This is a genomic window from Candidatus Nomurabacteria bacterium (genome assembly GCA_023898625.1).
Taxonomy (GTDB): Bacteria; Patescibacteriota; Saccharimonadia; order Saccharimonadales; family JAGQNJ01; genus HK-STAS-PATE-36.
In genome coordinates, this window is sequence record CP060231.1 from 845,306 (window position 1) to 864,611 (window position 19,306).

General features: G+C 37.9%; 22 protein-coding genes, 2 tRNA genes and 1 other annotated feature. Of the genes, 18 read left to right on the forward strand and 6 right to left on the reverse strand.

What is annotated here, in order from left to right; genetic code table 11:
- Positions 1–262: 262 nt before the first annotated feature.
- From H6793_04285 to H6793_04345, 13 genes are all read left to right on the forward strand, one after another.
- Entirely contained in the window at positions 263–637 is a 375-nt protein-coding gene (locus tag H6793_04285) for a hypothetical protein (protein USN95511.1), read from the forward strand.
- A gap of 152 nt (positions 638–789) precedes the next feature.
- A complete protein-coding gene (locus H6793_04290) occupies positions 790–981 on the forward strand; it encodes a hypothetical protein (protein USN95512.1) in 192 nt (63 codons plus the stop codon).
- A gap of 6 nt (positions 982–987) precedes the next feature.
- Positions 988–1,431 carry a hypothetical protein gene (locus H6793_04295; protein USN95513.1) on the forward strand — a complete coding sequence of 148 codons (444 nt, stop codon included), beginning with the start codon at positions 988–990 and terminating at the stop codon, positions 1,429–1,431.
- Between the two features lie 56 nt (positions 1,432–1,487).
- Positions 1,488–1,624: a sequence feature (ribosomal protein L10 leader region), on the forward strand.
- A 35-nt stretch (positions 1,625–1,659) separates the two neighbouring features.
- Positions 1,660–2,184: a 50S ribosomal protein L10 gene (locus tag H6793_04300; protein USN95514.1), complete on the forward strand. Its 525-nt coding sequence runs from the start codon at positions 1,660–1,662 to the stop codon at positions 2,182–2,184.
- 19 nt (positions 2,185–2,203) lie between these two features.
- Positions 2,204–2,587, forward strand: coding sequence for a 50S ribosomal protein L7/L12 (gene rplL, locus H6793_04305; protein ID USN95515.1), 384 nt, complete (start codon positions 2,204–2,206; stop codon positions 2,585–2,587).
- A 159-nt stretch (positions 2,588–2,746) separates the two neighbouring features.
- Positions 2,747–3,256 carry a hypothetical protein gene (locus H6793_04310; GenBank protein USN95516.1) on the forward strand — a complete coding sequence of 170 codons (510 nt, stop codon included), beginning with the start codon at positions 2,747–2,749 and terminating at the stop codon, positions 3,254–3,256.
- A gap of 48 nt (positions 3,257–3,304) precedes the next feature.
- Positions 3,305–4,747: a DNA polymerase III subunit gamma/tau gene (gene dnaX, locus H6793_04315; protein USN95517.1), complete on the forward strand. Its 1,443-nt coding sequence runs from the start codon at positions 3,305–3,307 to the stop codon at positions 4,745–4,747.
- Positions 4,747–6,099 carry a replicative DNA helicase gene (gene dnaB, locus H6793_04320; protein USN95518.1) on the forward strand — a complete coding sequence of 451 codons (1,353 nt, stop codon included), beginning with the start codon at positions 4,747–4,749 and terminating at the stop codon, positions 6,097–6,099. The genes dnaX and dnaB overlap by 1 nt, the downstream gene beginning before the upstream one ends.
- 40 nt (positions 6,100–6,139) lie before the next feature.
- The gene (locus H6793_04325) at positions 6,140–7,339 is read left to right on the forward strand and encodes a hypothetical protein (protein USN95519.1); all 1,200 of its coding nucleotides are present in this window, start codon (positions 6,140–6,142) and stop codon (positions 7,337–7,339) included.
- Positions 7,340–7,360: 21 nt separating this feature from the next.
- Positions 7,361–7,654 (forward strand): YbaB/EbfC family nucleoid-associated protein, encoded by a 294-nt coding sequence (locus tag H6793_04330; protein ID USN95520.1) that lies wholly within the window; start codon positions 7,361–7,363, stop codon positions 7,652–7,654.
- Between the two features lie 6 nt (positions 7,655–7,660).
- Positions 7,661–8,269 carry a recombination protein RecR gene (recR, locus tag H6793_04335; GenBank protein USN95521.1) on the forward strand — a complete coding sequence of 203 codons (609 nt, stop codon included), beginning with the start codon at positions 7,661–7,663 and terminating at the stop codon, positions 8,267–8,269.
- On the forward strand, positions 8,266–9,279 hold the full coding sequence (locus H6793_04340; protein USN95522.1) for a DHH family phosphoesterase: 1,014 nt from the start codon (positions 8,266–8,268) through the stop codon (positions 9,277–9,279). Before recR ends, H6793_04340 begins: the two co-directional genes overlap by 4 nt.
- Entirely contained in the window at positions 9,266–10,669 is a 1,404-nt protein-coding gene (locus H6793_04345; GenBank protein USN95523.1) for a cysteine--tRNA ligase, read from the forward strand. The genes H6793_04340 and H6793_04345 overlap by 14 nt, the downstream gene beginning before the upstream one ends.
- Positions 10,670–10,674: 5 nt before the next feature.
- Here the strand turns inward: H6793_04345 and H6793_04350 are convergent, their stop codons facing one another.
- From H6793_04350 to H6793_04365, 4 genes are read right to left on the reverse strand one after another with little or no spacing between them, the layout of a single operon-like run.
- Entirely contained in the window at positions 10,675–11,757 is a 1,083-nt protein-coding gene (locus H6793_04350) for an AI-2E family transporter (GenBank protein USN95524.1), read from the reverse strand.
- Positions 11,744–12,862 (reverse strand): glycosyltransferase family 4 protein, encoded by a 1,119-nt coding sequence (locus tag H6793_04355; GenBank protein ID USN95525.1) that lies wholly within the window; start codon positions 12,860–12,862, stop codon positions 11,744–11,746. The genes H6793_04350 and H6793_04355 overlap by 14 nt, the downstream gene beginning before the upstream one ends.
- Positions 12,859–13,977, reverse strand: coding sequence for a glycosyltransferase family 4 protein (locus tag H6793_04360; GenBank protein ID USN95526.1), 1,119 nt, complete (start codon positions 13,975–13,977; stop codon positions 12,859–12,861). Before H6793_04360 ends, H6793_04355 begins: the two co-directional genes overlap by 4 nt.
- Before the next feature lie 24 nt (positions 13,978–14,001).
- The gene (locus tag H6793_04365; protein USN95527.1) at positions 14,002–14,928 is read right to left on the reverse strand and encodes an alpha/beta hydrolase; all 927 of its coding nucleotides are present in this window, start codon (positions 14,926–14,928) and stop codon (positions 14,002–14,004) included.
- A gap of 62 nt (positions 14,929–14,990) precedes the next feature.
- On the opposite strand from H6793_04365, the gene H6793_04370 reads away from it, so the two are divergent.
- A complete protein-coding gene (locus H6793_04370; protein USN95528.1) occupies positions 14,991–15,746 on the forward strand; it encodes a M15 family metallopeptidase in 756 nt (251 codons plus the stop codon).
- Here H6793_04370 and H6793_04375 read toward each other — a convergent pair whose 3' ends face one another.
- Positions 15,747–16,982, reverse strand: coding sequence for a CapA family protein (locus H6793_04375; GenBank protein USN95529.1), 1,236 nt, complete (start codon positions 16,980–16,982; stop codon positions 15,747–15,749).
- Positions 16,983–17,032: 50 nt separating this feature from the next.
- Positions 17,033–17,860, reverse strand: coding sequence for a hypothetical protein (locus tag H6793_04380; protein ID USN95530.1), 828 nt, complete (start codon positions 17,858–17,860; stop codon positions 17,033–17,035).
- A gap of 268 nt (positions 17,861–18,128) precedes the next feature.
- Here H6793_04380 and H6793_04385 point away from each other — a divergent pair.
- The 4 genes from H6793_04385 (at position 18,129) to H6793_04400 (ending at position 19,274) form a co-directional block, all read left to right on the forward strand.
- A tRNA-Gln gene (locus H6793_04385) sits at positions 18,129–18,203 on the forward strand.
- Positions 18,204–18,222: 19 nt separating this feature from the next.
- Positions 18,223–18,296 (forward strand) — tRNA-Gln (locus tag H6793_04390).
- A 295-nt stretch (positions 18,297–18,591) separates the two neighbouring features.
- Entirely contained in the window at positions 18,592–18,813 is a 222-nt protein-coding gene (locus H6793_04395; protein USN95980.1) for a YdeI/OmpD-associated family protein, read from the forward strand.
- 179 nt (positions 18,814–18,992) lie between these two features.
- Positions 18,993–19,274, forward strand: a complete 282-nt coding sequence (locus tag H6793_04400) for a metal-sensitive transcriptional regulator (protein ID USN95531.1) — start codon at positions 18,993–18,995, stop codon at positions 19,272–19,274.
- Positions 19,275–19,306: the final 32 nt, after the last annotated feature.

The window sequence follows — 19,306 nt, forward strand, 5'->3', positions numbered from 1 at the left end:
AAGCAAAACGCTTTGTTCATATTGAGTCGGTATGTGTGTTGTGTCTTCACAGTTGAATAATTTACTCTGCTATACTAGATTTGTCAATACAATATATTGAGTATACAATACTAATAGATGAAAAATTTCGTAAATAGACTACAGCTACTCCTCTTAACTCACCTTAAAGGGCTGTGTTTAGCATTTGCGAAAGCCTGATTGATAAGAGATTCAACGAACACAGCCCGAACTATCGGGCTTTTTTATTAGCAAAGGAGAATATATGAAATACATTAATGACAGTCAGTGGGAGGCTGAATATGAACAAATGCCTAGAGTCAGGGGATATACTGAAGCCGAACGAAGTATTATCGACTCTGAACCCCAAAACTCCCAACAGCGAATTGCGAAAATTCAAAAGGTTATGGAAATTGATCAAAATAGATACCAGGAGTTCAAAGAGATATACCCAGATCAATCGGTACACATGGATAAGTTGATTGAAGCTTGCGCATTTTTTGCACAAGCAATGGTACGTATTTATAGTCAAGATTGGGGTGTAACGACAAGCGAAAATAGCGAATCTTGCCCAGAAGATATTCCAACTAAAGGTATACTTACGCTATTAAACGTAGAGTTTATCGATAGACCGGCTTGACAAACGTGCTTACACGGAGTACAAATAGTTTCATAATGACTAAAATGATAATTTCAACAATTATTATCAGCTCGCATTTGCGGGATTAGTTGTTATATTTAGTAACAAATTAACCCCGCAAACGCGGGGTTTTTAAATTGGAGGATTTAATAATGACGATATTTGAACAAGAACTAAAATATGATTTTTATACAGAAGCATCAGATAAGATGTCGGATAGCACATTACAAAATGAGCTAGAAAATTTCTTGGAAACAACAGGGAATCCTGAAGTCAAGCAACATCTTACAAACCACAAATTACGTGCTGATTTTATACTAAAAGTAACAGATTTTATGGACTAATTTGATATGGAGGTTTTGTTACAAGAAATGACAGTAAGTGGATACGAAATCCATAAAAGTATACAAAATGACATAAAGTTGACTGCTCAAGATCGTTTGTATTTTACAAGATTTAACGCATTAGAGTCACTCGATAAAGAATCATACATAAAAGGCCTCGCATCTCTAGCTATTTCGGTAAGCGATAACTGTGAAACACACGAAAACATTACTAGTCAGAAACGACTAGAGCGCATGTATGCATCTCTGAGCATAAATATTGAACCATATGACGAAACAAGGCTACTTAGTCTGGAGACTGTTGACTCTATTCTTTTAAACGTAATTGAGTATATTGATTCTAATTGTGATGGTTACTATGGATTAGATTTTATCGATAGAATAAGAACCGCTCGACGTAGTGGACTAGCCCCCACAAAACAAGACAGCAATCCATTTACTGACATATAGTGTTTTTGAATCATGTAAAAGTTTACGCCAAGTTGACCAACATGCAAGTATTTGATAAAATAAGCTTACATTTACCAAAGAAAGTGGCGCTATCAATCATAGTTAAGAATGCTACCGAGGTACGAGAAGTCACAATAAAACTGATTCGTATAATATAGCCTCTGGTAAACCCGGAGGCCTTTTTGGTAATAGCAAGGTCGATAAATATCAATAATAATAGGATAAATTATGGCATTAACTAAAGATCAAAAACAGTTGGTGGTCGACGAAGTTAGCTCGTTACTTGAAGGCTCAAAAATGACAATCGCTGTCGAGTATAAAGGCATCGGAGTAAAGTCATTGCAACAACTACGCAAATCTGCCAAAAATAACGGCACAGTAATAAAGGTTATTAAAAACCGTTTAGTTGTAAAAGCACTGCAAAGTAACTCGAAGTTAAAAGATGTTGACATTAATGATTTAAAAGGTCAGCTTCTATACGCCTTCAACGGCGAAGATGAAGTTGCACCCGCTCAAACTTTAGCAACGTTTGCAAAAACTAATCCGTCATTAAGATTTGTGGGCGCAATCACTGCAGAAGGACAGTTTATGAGTCCTGACGAAGTAAAGGTTCTAGCCTCGTTACCAAGCAAGAACGAACTAGTTGCACAAGTTATAGCAACATTGACATCACCACTTAATGACGTAACAAATGCACTTTCCGGAAACTTACACGCCCTACTTGACGGTGTGGAGTCAAAAGTGAGCGCTTAATAATACTAAGGAGATAATTATGGCAAAAGATTTAAAGAAAATTGCAGAAGAACTTACCAGTTTAACTGTACTAGAAGTAAATGAACTTAAGACAATCTTAAAAGATGAATACGGTATCGAACCTGCCGCAGCGGCAGTAGCCGTAGCTGGACCTGCTACAGGTGGAGACGACGCTGGATCCGCTGAAGAAAAGAGCGAATTCAATGTCGTACTTAAAGACGCTGGAGCTCAAAAAGTGGCCGTGATCAAGGCAGTAAAAGAAATAACTGGTCTTGGTCTTGGTGAAGCTAAGGCGATTGTTGATGGTGCACCAAAAGCTGTACTAGAAAACGCCAAAAAAGAAGACGCTGATAACGCAAAGAAAACGTTAGAAGAAGCTGGAGCTACCGTAGAGCTTTCATAAAGTCTATAGCTACAAGAGAAAAGGTCACCATGTCGAAGGCATAGGTGACCTTAATTTATGCGTTTTCCACAGGATTATTTATGAAATCTTTGACAATTACAATGGGACGTGGTAATTTTACATCAGAGAGTGTAGGAAAATAAAGAGAGGCGAGGATATATGCCAGATGTACCAGATAAACAAATCAAAAGACTCAGAATCTTAATACAAGAGGCTGAAACTTCACTTGCTGCCGCCAAAGAGTTATTAATAAGTGTGGTTGGTGAAGACAGCTCACAGGCTGTTAAACTTCAAGAAGAAGCAATAGGTAAAATTATTGAGGGTGTATTTGATGGCCAAACAATGGTCGGTAGTGATGGAAAAACCTATCCTGTACCTGCCAACTATGCGTCTAAGTCAAAATTAGTACAAGGTGACATTTTAAAGCTTACGATTGCTGATGACGGAACTTTCTTATACAAACAGATCGGTCCTGTATCGAGGGTTCAAAAAGTAGGTTTGCTTGTGCTTGAAAACGGACAATATTATGTAGAGATTGATAAAAAACAATACCGGGTATTATTAGCTAGTGTTACCTATTTCAAGGCTAAGCCTGGGGATCAAGTTAGTGTTGACCTACCTGAAGACCATAAAGATGCCGAATGGGCAGCACTCGAAGCAGCATTATAAGAAACTACAACAAATCAAAGCAAAATATTAAGGTATAATTATATATCCATGAGGGAGGCACTATACCGTAAACACCGACCAAAACGTCTTGATGATGTTGTTGGGCAACCACATATTACCAAGACGCTTCAGAATGCAATCGATTCTAATCGTATTAGCCATGGATACTTGTTTGCCGGCCCTAGAGGAGTGGGGAAAACGAGCGTTGCGCGAATCTTAGCTCATCAAATCAATGATTTTACTTATGATAGCAACAATAGTAATATTCTCGACATTGTTGAGATTGATGCCGCAAGTAACCGGCGAATAGACGAAATACGCGAACTCAGAGATAAGATTCATACTGCCCCAGTGTCTGGTAAATACAAAGTTTATATTATTGATGAGGTTCATATGCTTACAAAAGAAGCATTCAATGCACTTCTAAAAACCCTTGAGGAACCACCAGAACATGTCGTATTCATATTAGCAACGACAGAAATCCATAAAGTTCCCGAAACTATTATAAGCCGTACGCAACACTTTACTTTCAGATCCGTCGAAAGCGAATCTGTCATTGCTCACCTAGATACCATTGCTAATCAAGAAGGGATAAGCATAGATAGAGCTTCCTTAGAATTAATTGCAAATTATGGTCAAGGAAGTTTTAGGGATAGCATTGGACTGCTCGACCAGTTAAGTTCTCTTACTGAAATAAATGAAGATTCCGTAAACACTCTCCTCGGATTGCCACCCCATAGACTTGTGCGTGACATTTCAGAGGCGCTACATAACAATAAACTCACCGACCTAATTAGTTTACTCGATCAATCAAGATTCAGTGGAATCAGCGCAAATCATTTGTCAAGCGCGTTAATCGACTACATGAAGAAAGAGTTGGATAATTCGCTATCAGAGGAGACAATTGCGTTAGCCCTCAAATTATTAAACACCAGTTCTTCAACAGATCCTGACCGATACCTGGAATTAATCTTGATTGACTATATTGTCAATAGAACAGTTGTTAATACTCCGGCACAAAAATCATACACAGATGCTAATGAATCAAAGCCAAATAAAGATACTAGCAATACCGATATAGACACCAAATCATTAAGCAAGTCTAAAATTTCGTCAAAGCAAAATGTAGTTAGTCAAGAAACTGATGAACCGGTAAGTCTGGATGAGGAATCTTGGAATAAAATTCTTAGTGAGTTAAAAAAACAATATAATACACTTTATGGAATTGCCAGAATGGGCCGAACCGAGATCAACAACAACACATTAACTATATACGTTAGGTTTCCATTTCATCAAAAACGCCTAAAAGAAGATAAGAATGCCAAAATTATTCATAAAGTGGCATCCCAGATTATTGGTAGTTCTGTAAAAATTAACATTGAGATAGATGACGGCGTTTCTAAGCAAATCGATCATTCCGATACCCCAGATAAATCCGATATATCAAATGTGACTAAGATTTTTGAAGGCGCTGAGTTATTGGAGTCTTAATGGATACTCAAAATAAAATTCCCCCACAAAACATCGACGCCGAAACTAGCCTGTTAGGTGCAATATTAATTGACAGTGATGCTATTGTAAAAATTGCCGACATCATTGTTCCTGATGATTTTTATGACCAAAAAAATGGATTAATTTATCAAAGCATTAAACAGCTATATGAAAGTCATAGCCCTATTGATGTTCTTACAGTAGCAGATAAATTAAGGTCAGAAGGCAATTTGGATGTTGTTGGAGGTGCCGGATATCTAACAGAGCTAACCAATTATGTTCCAACAGCGGCCCACGTAGAACAATATGCTAATTTGGTTAATCAAAAGGCCTTACGTCGACGTCTAATAAAAGCCAGTCAAAACATAACTTCACTTGGTTTTGATGAGGCAAAAAGTTTACAAGAATTAATTGAAGAAGCAGAAGCAACGCTTTTTGAGGTCAGCCAGAAACATGTTAAACAAGATATCGTTAGTCTTGAAACTATTCTTGGAGATAGTTTCGATCGTTTAGATGAACTGCATAAAGACAAGGGCAAAATTAGGGGAGTACCGACAGGGTTTAAGGATTTAGACGGGATTCTTGCCGGACTTCAAAGATCTGATCTTTTCATCCTGGCCGCCCGTCCTAGTATGGGTAAAACTGCTTTGGCATTAAATCTTGCCCACAATGTAGCAACAAAGGCGGGTGAACCAGTGTTGGTATTTAGCTTAGAAATGAGCAAAGAGCAATTAGTAGATCGTATGTTAGCAATGGAATCTGGAGTTGATGCCTGGGCACTTCGTACTGGAAATTTGAGTGATCAGGATTTTGAGTTAATCGCACAAGCAATGGGAACCTTAAGTGAAGCGCAGATATACATTGATGATACCCCAGGCATAACTGTTAGTGATTTACGAACCAAAGCACGTCGAGAAATGCATCAAAGACCATTAGGCTTGATTATTGTTGATTATTTGCAACTGATGAGTGGTGGTTCAAAATTTGGTGGCGATGGTAATCGTGTACAAGAAATTTCCGAAATATCCAGAGGACTAAAAGGAATTGCGCGTGAGCTCAATGTTCCACTGATTGCCTTAAGTCAGCTTAGTCGTTCAGTTGAGAGTCGTAGTCCTCAGATACCTCAATTGTCAGACCTAAGAGAATCAGGATCTATTGAGCAAGATGCCGATGTTGTAGCATTCATATATCGAGAGGACTACTATAATAAAGAATCTGAACGTCAGAATATTACTGATATATTTATCAAAAAACATCGTAACGGTCCGACAGGCGCAGTAGAGTTGTTTTTTGAAAAAGACAAACAAAGGTTTAGATCTCTTGATACTAGACATACTGTGCCTTTCGAATAAATTAATGGTTAGCGAAACCATAATGGTATACTAAATAAGAATGAAACAATACTTTTTGTGGCTTAAAGATAATTGGGTGCAGATATTTGTTACGATAATAAGTATAGTTATTTTGATAATTGTATGTAGCTACAATTTATCCGGAATTACAAATAATCAGTTAAGCAAACCAGAGGTAGCTACTATTGAAGGATCATCAAGTGGTAGGCGTATTTGGAGTAATCCATTATTTTTGCCAATAAAACTACCACAATACGCTTTAATTAAAACCAACTTGGCATCAGTATCGTCAATGCGCGCTATTTCAGCTTTTTATGGGGTGATATTCGTCATCATCTTCTTTTTGTTGGCAAAAATATGGTTTTCGCCCAAAATCGCATGGGTGACAAGTGCCATGTTGTTAAGTAGTGGATTATTTTTAAACTACACACGACTTGCAACTACAGATATTCTTGTGCCACTAGGCTTACTGGGCTTAATGTGGTCTGGTTGGTGGATATTTCAAAGCAAAAATACAAATATCAAAATTGTATCGTCAATGATTATTTTAGCGTCTTGTATCTACATACCAGGATTAATATGGTTTGTGGGGTTAATTGTTCTTGCGCTGGGCAAACGAATTACTAAAATACTTAAGAAGACTAACGTCACCTCTATTGTTATTGCTAGTTTACTTTTGGTCGTATTACTTACGCCTCTGCTTAGATCGTTGTTTTTAAATCCAAAACTTATAATCGAGTGGTTAGCGTTACCGTCGACATTAAGCATTCACGATTTCATCAAGAATCTAATTATGGTGCCGGCCTCGCTGGTTGTTCGTTCCACATTTGACCCGATATATAATTTAGGGCGTTTGCCGTATCTTGATATATTAACAATTGCCCTATTAGTACTAGGAGTATACGCATTTCTACTCAGGTATAGTCTAGTCCGAACCAGAATGCTCATTGGTGCACTATGTATAGCATGGTTACTAATTGCTACCCAAAATGAAATACGAATTAATCTGCTCCTTCCTCTGATATATCTGATGGTTGCGGGAGGTATAATGTTTATTCTTCAACAATGGTATAGTGTTTTCCCCAAAAATCCTATAGCACGAATGCTAGCGATAATTATGGTTTTAGCAGTTGTTTCCATTAGCATATTCTATAATTCAACTCGATACTTTGTGGCATGGTCAAATAATCCAATAACTAATAAGGTTTTTAAGTACAAAGTTCCGCCAAATCTGTTATAATTGTTACGTAAAGGAGAATGTATGAGTCGTTTTGATCAGGCTAAAATGCTACTTAAAGTAAAGAAAGTCCAGAAAGAGCTACAAAAACAAATCATTACCGTTGAGCAAGGTGATGGCGCTGTTAAGGTTGAAATTACCGGAGAGCAGAAAATACGCAAAATCCACATTGATCCAGATAGTGTTGACCTTGATGATATTGGTGAACTTGAGCGCTGGATAGAAGATGCAGTAAAGGACGCAATATCCCAAAGTCAAAAGATTGCTGCCGAAAAAATGCAACCATTTATGAGCATGCTTGGCGATTTAGGACTTTAGCTATCCATGGCGTCAGCTTTGCCACCCGCCTTATTACGAGTTATTGAGTCGCTACGAGTATTGCCTGGTGTAGGCCCTCGTAGCGCAGAGCGTTATGCATATTACCTCCTAAAAACAAATCCAGATAAGTCAAAACAACTTGCAGAAACCCTTCAAAAATTACACGATGAAGTGTCCTACTGCGAAGTAACTTTTGCATTAATAGAGAAGGGGCAAAAATTATCTCCACTTTACACCAACCCAAGTCGAGATAAGCAAACTATTGCTGTAGTAGCCGAACCTTTTGATATTATTGCTATCGAAAAAACCAGCACATACAAAGGCACGTATCATGTTCTAGGTGGTTTAATTTCTCCTATGGATGGAATTGGCCCTGATCAATTAACAATAACACAATTGCTTAGTAGGGTTGAAAAAGACCAAGTAAAAGAAGTTATCTTAGCCACAAACGCAAGCGTGGAAGGTGAATCAACAGCTTTATACATTCAGCAACAACTAGAAGGCATCAACACTAAGCTAACACGCCTAGCTAGAGGTTTGCCAATTGGTGTAGACTTAGAGTATGCCGATCAAATTACTTTGACAAGAGCACTAGAAGGAAGGCAAAGTCTATGAATCTAAAAGGCCTTAAAGAATTATTATCAAGCAAGAAAAAGATTTTAATAGCACAAGCTGATAACCCCGATGGTGATAGCGTCGCTAGTGCCTTGGCACTAGAACAAATCCTCTATGACATGGGGAATGAGCCTTTATTATACTGTGCAATCGACATACCGAAGCATTTACGACATTTGCCGGGATGGGACAGAATCGATCAAGAAATACCAACAAATTTTGAAGCAACAATAATAGTTGACTGTAGTTCTAAAAGTTTATTTGAAATAGCAGAAAAATCCGGTGAATTATCCTGGATATTATCTAAACCTGTAATAATCATTGACCATCATGACGTATCACCCACACTTGATGCTACCATCACCTGTAATGATATAAAAGCTGTGTCTACGGGTGAAGTGGTCTACAAGATAGCGCAAGAATTGAACTGGCCTCTTTCAATTGAAGCCAAGAATATGATTGCTGTTTCTATATTATCGGACAGCTTAGGGCTAATGACAGAATCTACTACCGCTCAAAGCATTCATATTATCGCTGAACTTGTAGAATCTGGCGTTAAACTAGCTGAACTTGAGGAAACTAGAAGACAAACAATGAAGAAAAGTATTGAACTAACGCGATATAAAGGGGAATTACTGCAACGAATACAATATTCAAGTGACGACCGCATTGCAACAATAGTGATTCCTTGGGAAGAGATTGAAAAATATAGCTCTCAATTTAACCCATCCATACTTGTCCTTGACGACATGAGACTTACGGATAATGTACAAATAGCAATTGCATTCAAGACATACAATAATAATCGTATAACCGCCAAGATTCGTTCGAATTATGGATTCCCAATTGCGAATAAACTAGCAGAACATTTTGGTGGTGGTGGGCATCAGTATGCTAGTGGGTTCAAAGTAAATACTACTGATTATAATCAAATCATATCTGAATGTATTGAATATACAAAAAAACTATTAGATCAACGTAAAGAAAAGACTTCGGATGAAACTATATAATTCATTAACTAAAACAATCGATGTAGTCAAGCCACTTGAAGGCAATACTATCAGGATGTACACCTGTGGTCCGACTGTTTATGATAGCGCTCATATAGGTAATTTAAGTTCATATATATTTGCGGACACACTAAAAAGAACATTAAAATCCGCAGGCTTTAAGGTTGAGCACGTAATGAACTTTACCGACGTTGATGATAAAACTATTAAACGTAGCCAAGAAATGCACCCAGACCAATCGCCATTAATGGCGTTACGCAAACTTACTCGTTACTATGAGCAAAAATTCCTTCAAGATATGAAAGATATAGGGAATTCCATAGAAGATATCGAGTTTGTTCGTGCTACTGATATGATTCCTGCGATACAAGTGCTCATCTCGTCACTTTATGAAAAGGGTTTTGCATATATTGCTGAAGACGGTATATATTTTTCGATTGATGCTTACAAAAAATCTGGTAAAACATACGGACAGTTATTGAACCTTGATGATATGAATATCCAAAAAGAACGCATCTCAAACGATGAATATGACAAAGAATACATACATGATTTTGTGCTATGGAAGAAGAAAAAATCGAGCGAACCAAGCTGGGAATTTCATATTGACAATCAGAATATCCCTGGTAGACCTGGCTGGCATATTGAATGCTCCGCCATGAGCACATCACACTTAGGTCAACCGTTCGATATACATACGGGAGGGATTGACTTAACATTTCCGCATCATGAGAACGAAATCGCACAAAGTACAGCCGGACGCGAAGATAAACTTTACGCTAAATTCTTTGCGCACAACGAACATCTACTTGTTGGTGGCAAAAAAATGAGTAAATCATTGGGTAACTTTTATACCCTCGATGATATTAAACAGAAAGGCATAGATCCGAAGGCATTCAGGTTAATGGTTCTTCAGTCTCATTACACCAAACAGTCTAACTTCACCTGGGATAATCTACAATCAGCAAGCTCAAGACTAAAAGATTTAAAATCTATCGCTGATCTAAGATGGCAACCAGACGCGACCCAACAATCCAATGTTGATATTTCGATCAAAGATATATCTTTTGCCCTCTACAACAATATAGACACCCCGAAGGCACTCAGCAATTTGTCACTTCAACTTGATAGGATAGTGAATGATTCGATTAGTGATTCCGATGTTAAGGTTATTAGTTCCTTTCTGCAATCAATAGATGAGTTGTTCGGACTACAATTACTAAATTCTACCGATATCAAACCTGAACAAAAAGAATTAATCCAAAAAAGAGAACAAGCAAGAAGATCCAAGGATTGGATATTAGCGGACAAAATCCGTAAGCAGTTAGCTCAAGAAGGGATTGAGCTTAAAGACTATCCAGATCGATCAATTTGGAGCCGTAGTCGATAACAATATTATTCTTTTAACGAAGGCGCAAGTGTTTCGCCGTAAGTACTTTTTAGATATATTCGAATACATCCAGCAACCGGTATTGCAATAAGCGCACCTAAAAATCCAGCGATGCTTACTCCAATAATTGCCGAAACAAAAACGGTTAAAGGGGTAAGTTCGTTATATCTAGACTGAATATATGGCTGTAGTGTTGCATTCTCTACCTGTTGGTAAATGATGAAGAAAATCGTCATAACAATTGCTAAAGGCAATGACACAAATAAACAAGAAATTACTACAATAACCGAAGCCATTATATTGCCGATCATCGGGATTAACCCAAGCAATCCTACAATACCAGCCATAGCTATCGGATTAATATTTACATGCAAAATAGTACTAGCAATAGAAAGCGCAAAGAAGGCAAAAATTGAAGCAATGGTTGCAACCACTAATTGACCGATCACATAACCAGTTACCATTCTATACATACTTGAGATCATCTGTTTATGTTTTTCTAATTTTTTCGAGGAAATCATTGTGTAGTACCTTGCCAGCCACCTTGGCCCTTCGATCAACATCATAAATGTCATAACTAAAACTGTAATAACAGACACTAAGCCACTACCTATAAGGGTTGCTAAAGAAAAGGCTCGATTAGTAACACTCCCCAGATTATCCTTAATATCACTAATTGATTGAGTATATGCATTAGTTAAATTATGAGTTTGAATAAATTCGACTATTGGTGAGTCGTTATTTCTAAAATCTTCTACACTGATTGGAATTTGATCGACGAAATCCACGCTTTGACTAACCAGCGGTGGAATAACCAGCGCCACAAACCCAACAAATACTAATAACGCACATAAATATGTTACTATTGTGGCTTGCACCCTACTTTTGTTAGGTAATTGCTTACAAACAAAGCTAACTATAGGGTTTAACGCTAATGCCAGAAATGCCGAAATCAAGACTAACTTAAGTGCGGTAGATATTCTTGAAATAAAACCAATCAACAAAAAGGCAACCGCTACAAAAATTACAACCCTAATAACCGTCTTGTTGGTAAAGGTTATCGTAACTGTTTCGTTATGCTTGCTCATGATTTGACCTAACTTCCTGATTGTACAATTTTAGTATAGCACTACCAACCCGGTTTATATCAAATTGATCAAGTAAATTTTGTTGCAGATCGTTAAGGTGTTTGCGCTTTGCATCGTTAGTTAATAGCGAGTAAAGTTTTTCAGCTAATTCATCAGACAAATAAGGATTAAACATTGATTCTGACACCGATCCTAACACTGACGCATAACCTGGATTACCCCCTGCAAGCACCGTAGCACCGCTAGCTAAAGCTTCGATCAAGACAATACCGAAACTCTCTCCGCCTGTTGACGGGAACACTGCTAACTTGCTACGACTTAACAGCTTCATTTTTTCATCATCAGACACAAAACCCTTAAATTCACAATTTGCACTTAGGTTATTAGTGTGTACATAATTTTGTAATTTAGCTCTTTCAGTACCATCACCTACAATTACAACCTTAATGTCATCTAGTAGGTCTCTCTGCTTTAATTTACTGATGGCATTTAGTAGATATATACAACCTTTGCGTTTCACGAGTCTTCCTACGAATACTATGTCTATGTCTCTCTTTGATAAATTAACAGCACTGGATTGAATATTAACCGCATTAGGAATAACTATACTGTCTACTCCATAAACTTGCTTAGCAAATTCTTGAGCAACTGAAGATACGCTAATAATTTTGTTAAATTTGCTAATCGACTGTTTTTGTACTGTTCCTAAAATCTTGCTCCCCAAAACTACACTTTTACTATGAGGTGCAATATGAAAGGTTCCTATTAATACTGTACCCTTTGGGGCGAGTTGAATAATCTTGCCTGCCAACAATGGACTATAAGGCATTTGTATATGCAAAACGTCAAAGTTGTATCTATCAAAGATACTTTGAATTTTATTTGATGATACTGGTAAGGGAATAGAAAGACGATTTTTATTAAATCGAACACGTATGTTCTTGGATAAGCTATGTAGATTATTTATATCGGTGCGCTTCGATTGTCCGGTGAGATATACCACTTTATAGCCTTTACTGCTAAGCCAGTCACCAAGCAATAAGACGTATTGCTGAACCCCGTCTGTCGAATCTAAGGTATCATCAATTACGAAACCAATAGTCACTTCTTGGCTTTCATAGTTTTTTCATATATATCAAGATACTGCTGAGCTATACGAGCGTACTCAAACTGTTGTACATAATTCTTCGCCCACTTAACCCATAAATCACGCATTTTAGTGTCAACCATCATTAACTGCAAACGTCTAGCAAATTCTGCAGTATCTTTGACGTTTACAATAGATATCGCACCTGTTTCTTTAAGAACACTTTCATATCCAGGGTTATTACTGGCAACTGTAACTGTACCCGCCGACATAGCTTCTAGTAAAACAATTCCGAAGCTTTCGCCATAGATGGCTGGAGAGCAGAATATTGTAGCACTATGCAGTAACTCAATTTTTGTTGCTTCATCAACAAAACCCAAAAATTCAACGTGTTCAATATTATTATCGTCAACAAACATTTCCAACTTTTGACGATCCGGACCATCTCCTGCAATAACTAACTGAGCTTGGCTATTTATCTTTTGTAATTCAGCAAATGCCTTTAATAAATATAGGACGCCCTTTCTTTTTTCTAGACGTCCAATATACAGAATTGTTGACTCATGCCTCTGCGTACCAGACTTTGGTGTAAACTTTTTGATGTCGATGCCATTTGGTATTAGTTCAATATTTGAATCAGTAAGTGTTTTTATATACTCCGATGCCGGTTCTGAAACAGCAGTATAAGAGTCAATATATTTTAAGATTGATTTGGTATAAGGAGTAATGACTTTTTCGATAGTTTTACTAACCATGGTTTCGGGCAATTTTGCATGGAATGTAGCAACATTAACAGTGTTTGATTTAGCTAGGATCTGCCTACTAACAATTGGAACCCAAGGTTCATGAAAGTGCAAAATATCAAATTTATGTTCCTCGAGTATTTTTTCTATAGCTCCATTCTCAAGACTAACAGAAACTTGAGCTGTTGTGTGAAAAGGCGATTTAAAATCACGAGATTCACCAACTAATATAATTCCATCGATTTGTTCAGTCTCAACACCCTTTGGGCGGGGAGTAATAATGTACGCCTCATGACCAGTTTTAGTATATTCATGCTTGAGAGCTAAGACACATTCTTGTACGCCACCATTCTTAAATATGTCATAAGGGCATATTAATCCAATTTTCATTATGAACTAAGTATACCAAAATTGTTATGATTTGCTTAATATACGTCGGAGCTCTCTAGGGATAAACGGTGCAGCTTCTTTTGCTGTAGCTACAACAGTTGGAGCATGCACCTTTTCTTTTGATTTAATGATATATACATTTTTATAGATAATCGCCAGATGTTGCTCAACACGATGATTATCAAAATACCTATCAACATCTATTGCGACATGATAAACATCAAGGTCTACACGAACATCACATGTATCAGCCTTTAGCATAGAAATTGTAGTATCCATATATGTCCTTATATCATTGGATTGCCACAATCCGATTTCAAAATTGATGCGTTTATCTACTTCTTGCTTATCTGCCCCCGCAAGCTTACTATGACTACTGCCTTGCAGTTTATAGCAAGCACGAATAATAGGAGCTCGAAGAACAAAAGTTCGCATAAACCAAGCAGGATATTTTCTTGAAAAGATTTCCGCCATCGTACGCAAGGGCCACTTAATTCTTCTTGGCAAAATAAAATCATCACGATGAGCAAAGCCAACAACACTAACCAGAATATCGACTCGTTTTGCAATTTCTGGATACTTCTGAAGCATTTTTGTTGTTATTAAAAATCCTAATGACATCGCCATGATAGTAATTCGTCGTCTTTTATATCTTAATTTTATGAATGCAGCTAGGTAATCTGCGAGGTTATCTAACGACGGTTTTTCGCCAATACTATAGAAGCTTTCCATACCACCAAATCCCGGTAAATCAGGTACTGTTACGGCACCGTATTTGTTAAGTTCTTCCACGAAACCTATCATCCTCTCGATACTGGCATGATGCCCATAGACCATAAGTATCTCTCGGCGTTTTTTGTTTTGCGGAGCAACTCTAAGCATACGACCATGTAAGCCATTTATATTTAATGGAATAATAGCCTCGTTGAGGTTATACCTTTCTTTTGACATCTTGTTTTGACTGTACCCGAAACACACACTAGCGTCAAGAATATAATGCTACAATATAAGACGTGAAACGAATAATAACAATATCGCTAATTATTGTATCTATACTGTGCGCCGTTGGTTTTCTTATTCTCAACAAAAACAAATCTCCAGCAAAAAGCCCAACACCACAAGAAACTCAGCAACCACAGAACACAACCCAGAACTCTTTTGATAAAACAAAATATTCTACATCAGATCCAACTAGTATCTGGGTTGTCGTCAACAAGAAAAACGGTATTCCAGAGTCATTCATACCAGAGCTTGTTGTCCCTGACGTTAAGCTTCGCCTCTCTCCAAACGAAGAACAAATGCAGATCAATAAACCTACGGCTACTGCAATAAAAGAGTTATTTGATGGAGCCGAAAAAGAAGGTGTCACATTAGTATTCGGTAGTGGATACCGCTCTGGAGTATTACAAAAACAATTCTATGACTCCTACAAAGCTAAAGATGGTCAAAAAGGGGCCGATACATATAGCGCTAGACCAGGACATAGCGAGCATCAGACAGGTTTCTCTGCAGATCTTGATAGCGTAGGAAACAAATGCCATCTTGAAATTTGTTGGGAGGATACAATTGAAGGTAAGTGGATTAAAGACAATGCTTACAAGTATGGTTTTATTATTCGCTACCCAAAAGACAAACAATCTATAACAGGGTACCAGTATGAGCCTTGGCATATTCGATACGTTGGCAAAGAATTATCTCAAGAACTACATAAGACAAACAAAACACTTGAAGAGTTTTTTGATATGCCACCGGCGCCAGATTACAACTGATTAAGATTGAAGGAATTCATCTTTAGATATTAGTTTGATTTGTGTTAACTTGTTGAGAGTTTGCGTAATGCGTGCCTTTTGTTCTTCGAATGTTGTATTGTTTTGAGACTTTTCTAAAGCTTCTTGTCCATCTTCAAAAGTATACATTCTAAAATTATGTCTTGCCATCAAGTCACCTTGAGCTTTTTCCTGTGCTGTCCATTCATAGTGCATATAGACCGGCAAATACTCTGTAGTCTGAATCTTTTTAGAATCGGGATCGATATCCATAGTAGCAATACCATTAAAGAGAGAAGGAGGGTCAAGTTGAGCATTAAGAAAGTTGCCAAGGCTATACCAAACAATCGCCTCTCTACCGTCATCAAGTTTGATCTTATCAACAGGTTCAAGCACGTGAGGGCCATGACCTAAAATAATATCCGCACCATAATTTGCTAGTTTGGGTGCTAGATTTTTTTGAGCAGTATTAACATCTGTAGAATATTCTGTACCCCAGCGCAAAGAAGCAATCACAATATCGGCATTTTGGCGTGCTTCTGTAAGCTGTTGCTTTGCTAATGAATCACTATACATCGTAACACTATATCCATTCGGCGACGGCTCGTTAGTATATGTCGTATATGACACAAATGCAAATTTTACACCTTTAACTTCAAAGTATCTAACTTTATTCATCTCTTCAGGTGACCGATTAGCACCAGCAACTGCTTTCACGCCCGGCAGTCCATCCCAAGCGCTCACTGAGGCAGAAATAACGTCTTGACTGAAATCGTTAACATGATTGCTACCTGTATTTATCACGTTACACCCAAGTTCTGCCATATCGCGCGCAAATTCTGTTGGAGAGTTAAACTTTGGATAGCCACTAATTCCAAATTCTGTACCACCACCAAGCACCGCCTGGTTGCAAAATTTAACATCACTATTGTCAAAATACTTCTTCATGTCTCCATACATCTGTGTATATTCATAGCTACCATCTGCCTGTTTGGCTTCTTGGTTTATGGCGTCATGAGGAATGAAATCGCCAGTAGCTATTACTCTAATACGTTTCTTGTTTTGGTTTGACGCCTGATCGGTTTGTTGTTCTTTAACAGAACTTGATGTATTATTTGATGTTTTGTTGTTTTTGAAAAACACCAACCATACACTTACGATAATTAATGCTAGAATAATAATCCCAAAAATTATCATTGGAGTCTTACGCCTACTCTTTTTATATGGTTGTGGTGACATATGTTCTATATTATAACCTTGTTCTGAAGTTGATTCTATGGGAGTATTCTTCATAGGTTGTTTGCACCTAGCCAATAAAATTGATTTAATCTTGCTTTTGTCATTGATTGGTCAGTGCCAACTAGTATTGGAATCCAGCCAAATCGCTTTGCATTAGCATAATTATCTGTTGATAGCCATTTGTAACAGGTTGTCGTTTGAAAGTCTTGAACTCCATTACCACAGCTAAACACAACTCCATAACCAGTATGAAGCCACGAATACCCAGGAGGATCAACTTCGCCAATAATTTTAAGAATCTGATTATCAGCTGAACCGTCGATAATCTGCTGTACTTGAATACCTTGATTAACTATTGCCTCGGCGAACAAACTTTTACTCTCATCAACCGAAACTTCACCTTTAATAGCAATCAAAGGGGTGTTATTTTTATGCGCATCATCAATAAGATCATTTAACGCTCGTCTTGCTAATGGTTGCAATACCACTTCTTTACCTGGATTATTGTTGGAAATATCTGCCTTTGGTACGTTTGTGAGCTTAAATCCACGACTCTCAATAATCTGTTTGATTCTGCTATTCGCTTGTTCGTTTGATGTAAATTGGGGCGTGTACACTATTGGCTTAGTGTTAGGAAGGCGCGAACTTTGTAGTAGTTTCACAAACTCTTGCTCTGTGTAATTTTGTTTTTTTGTTACATTGTTCTGTAAAGATTGTGCAATTACTAAGCTAGCCGAAACGTCATTAAGGTTATTAGTTCTGAGTACATATACTCCAACGATGACAGGTATTAAAATAATTGTCGCAAATATCCACCAAGTTGTTCTTTTTGTTGGTTTGTGGGTCTTTGTTTTTCTTGGCGCTTGAATAACACGCATACGCTTATATTGTACTCTATTGGTTGTTATTAGCGATAATATACTGTAAAATAAACAGGTTAAAACACATAGTATAACGAATTCAATGGGATGTGGCCAACGCCGCACCGGCACCAGGTTTTGGTACTGGCATTCGGGGTGAGAAATGCCGGTGGCATTTTGCAAGGAAATCTTCCGATGAAAACTTGTTTTCAATCGTGAAGTTTCGGGCTCGCCGAAGGTGAGTCGAGTCGGATTCGAACCCAATATAAGGTATAATTTAACATGATGGGATGTGGCCAAGTGGTAAGGCACCAGGTTTTGGTCCTGGCATTCGGGGGTTCGAATCCCTCCATCCCAGCCAACTTCCTTAGTCTAGATTTTGGGGATTAGCCAAGCGGTAAGGCAGTGGGTTCTGGTCCCATGATCGGGGGTTCGAATCCCTCATCCCCAGCCAGGCTTTTTGCTAAACTTAACCGATAGATATGTTGACTAATTCGCAACAGAATAGTTCGAGTCCCTTTTGGCCCTCCGTTAAGAAAACAGCTCACCAATGGTGGGCTTTTTTCTTGGTTGACGTGTTAACCGAGACTTGAACCCAATGCGGTTCGATAATCCCCCACCAACTTGTTGGCAAACGGGCGGACTATACTCCAGTATTCCCAGATAGCCCTCCAATCCGCTTATGCTTAAAATAGAGATGTGATAATCTCTGTTTTTGTTACAATCAGAGTATGAGAAAAAGATGGGAAATGCCAGGCGATGTGCAAGAAGCAATCACATCGAGCGGCCTACAGCAAGAATATGATAGTCGTCCGCCCTATCAAAGAAACGACTACATTGGCTGGATTACTAAGGCTAAACGAACTGAAACAAGACAAAAAAGAATAGAACAAATGCTATCCGAATTAAAAGTCGGGAACGTTTATATGAAAATGTCCTGGAGCGGACAAAATAAATATTCTAATAAATAACGTTCGATCTCTGTCATTAAGATACCAATATCGAAATTTGGAACTTAGTTGCAACAAGAAGCACAGTGGCCCTCCAAAGTAAATTACAACACTTCTTGTGTAAAAACGTCTCTGTGTAGGGGCGTTTTTTGTTGCATGAGTAGTTGCATGAATACCCCCCTTGGGTATATAGTATGTCTATGATTCAAGATATTAAAAAACGCGCTACACATCGATCAAAGATTATTGAGGGACAGTTCAAGGGACTGGTTAAAGCTATTGAAAACGAGGAATATTGCATAGATATTCTCACCCAAAGCTTGGCCATTCAGCAGTCCCTCCGTTCACTAAATAAACTCGTGCTGGAAAATCACATGAAGACCCACGTAAAAGAAGGTATGCGTGAAGGAGACGATAAGACTCAGCAGGAAATTATTGATGAGATGTTAAAGATTTATGACTTAACCAACATACGAGGTTAAGTCATGGATCACCACGAACATCATAGTCACTC

Excerpts from the sequence above, each read along its gene's own strand:
- H6793_04285 (USN95511.1), top strand. The coding sequence starts at position 263 with ATGAAATACATTAATGACAGTCAGTGGGAGGCTGAATATGAACAAATG.
- H6793_04290 (USN95512.1), top strand. The coding sequence starts at position 790 with ATGACGATATTTGAACAAGAACTAAAATATGATTTTTATACAGAAGCA.
- H6793_04295 (USN95513.1), top strand. The coding sequence starts at position 988 with ATGGAGGTTTTGTTACAAGAAATGACAGTAAGTGGATACGAAATCCAT.
- H6793_04300 (USN95514.1), top strand. The coding sequence starts at position 1,660 with ATGGCATTAACTAAAGATCAAAAACAGTTGGTGGTCGACGAAGTTAGC.
- rplL (USN95515.1), top strand. The coding sequence starts at position 2,204 with ATGGCAAAAGATTTAAAGAAAATTGCAGAAGAACTTACCAGTTTAACT.
- H6793_04310 (USN95516.1), top strand. The coding sequence starts at position 2,747 with ATGCCAGATGTACCAGATAAACAAATCAAAAGACTCAGAATCTTAATA.
- dnaX (USN95517.1), top strand. The coding sequence starts at position 3,305 with ATGAGGGAGGCACTATACCGTAAACACCGACCAAAACGTCTTGATGAT.
- dnaB (USN95518.1), top strand. The coding sequence starts at position 4,747 with ATGGATACTCAAAATAAAATTCCCCCACAAAACATCGACGCCGAAACT.
- H6793_04325 (USN95519.1), top strand. The coding sequence starts at position 6,140 with ATGAAACAATACTTTTTGTGGCTTAAAGATAATTGGGTGCAGATATTT.
- H6793_04330 (USN95520.1), top strand. The coding sequence starts at position 7,361 with ATGAGTCGTTTTGATCAGGCTAAAATGCTACTTAAAGTAAAGAAAGTC.
- recR (USN95521.1), top strand. The coding sequence starts at position 7,661 with ATGGCGTCAGCTTTGCCACCCGCCTTATTACGAGTTATTGAGTCGCTA.
- H6793_04340 (USN95522.1), top strand. The coding sequence starts at position 8,266 with ATGAATCTAAAAGGCCTTAAAGAATTATTATCAAGCAAGAAAAAGATT.
- H6793_04345 (USN95523.1), top strand. The coding sequence starts at position 9,266 with ATGAAACTATATAATTCATTAACTAAAACAATCGATGTAGTCAAGCCA.
- H6793_04350 (USN95524.1), bottom strand. The coding sequence starts at position 11,757 with ATGAGCAAGCATAACGAAACAGTTACGATAACCTTTACCAACAAGACG.
- H6793_04360 (USN95526.1), bottom strand. The coding sequence starts at position 13,977 with ATGAAAATTGGATTAATATGCCCTTATGACATATTTAAGAATGGTGGC.
- H6793_04365 (USN95527.1), bottom strand. The coding sequence starts at position 14,928 with ATGTCAAAAGAAAGGTATAACCTCAACGAGGCTATTATTCCATTAAAT.
- H6793_04375 (USN95529.1), bottom strand. The coding sequence starts at position 16,982 with ATGTCACCACAACCATATAAAAAGAGTAGGCGTAAGACTCCAATGATA.
- H6793_04380 (USN95530.1), bottom strand. The coding sequence starts at position 17,860 with ATGCGTGTTATTCAAGCGCCAAGAAAAACAAAGACCCACAAACCAACA.
- H6793_04395 (USN95980.1), top strand. The coding sequence starts at position 18,592 with ATGCCAGGCGATGTGCAAGAAGCAATCACATCGAGCGGCCTACAGCAA.
- H6793_04400 (USN95531.1), top strand. The coding sequence starts at position 18,993 with ATGATTCAAGATATTAAAAAACGCGCTACACATCGATCAAAGATTATT.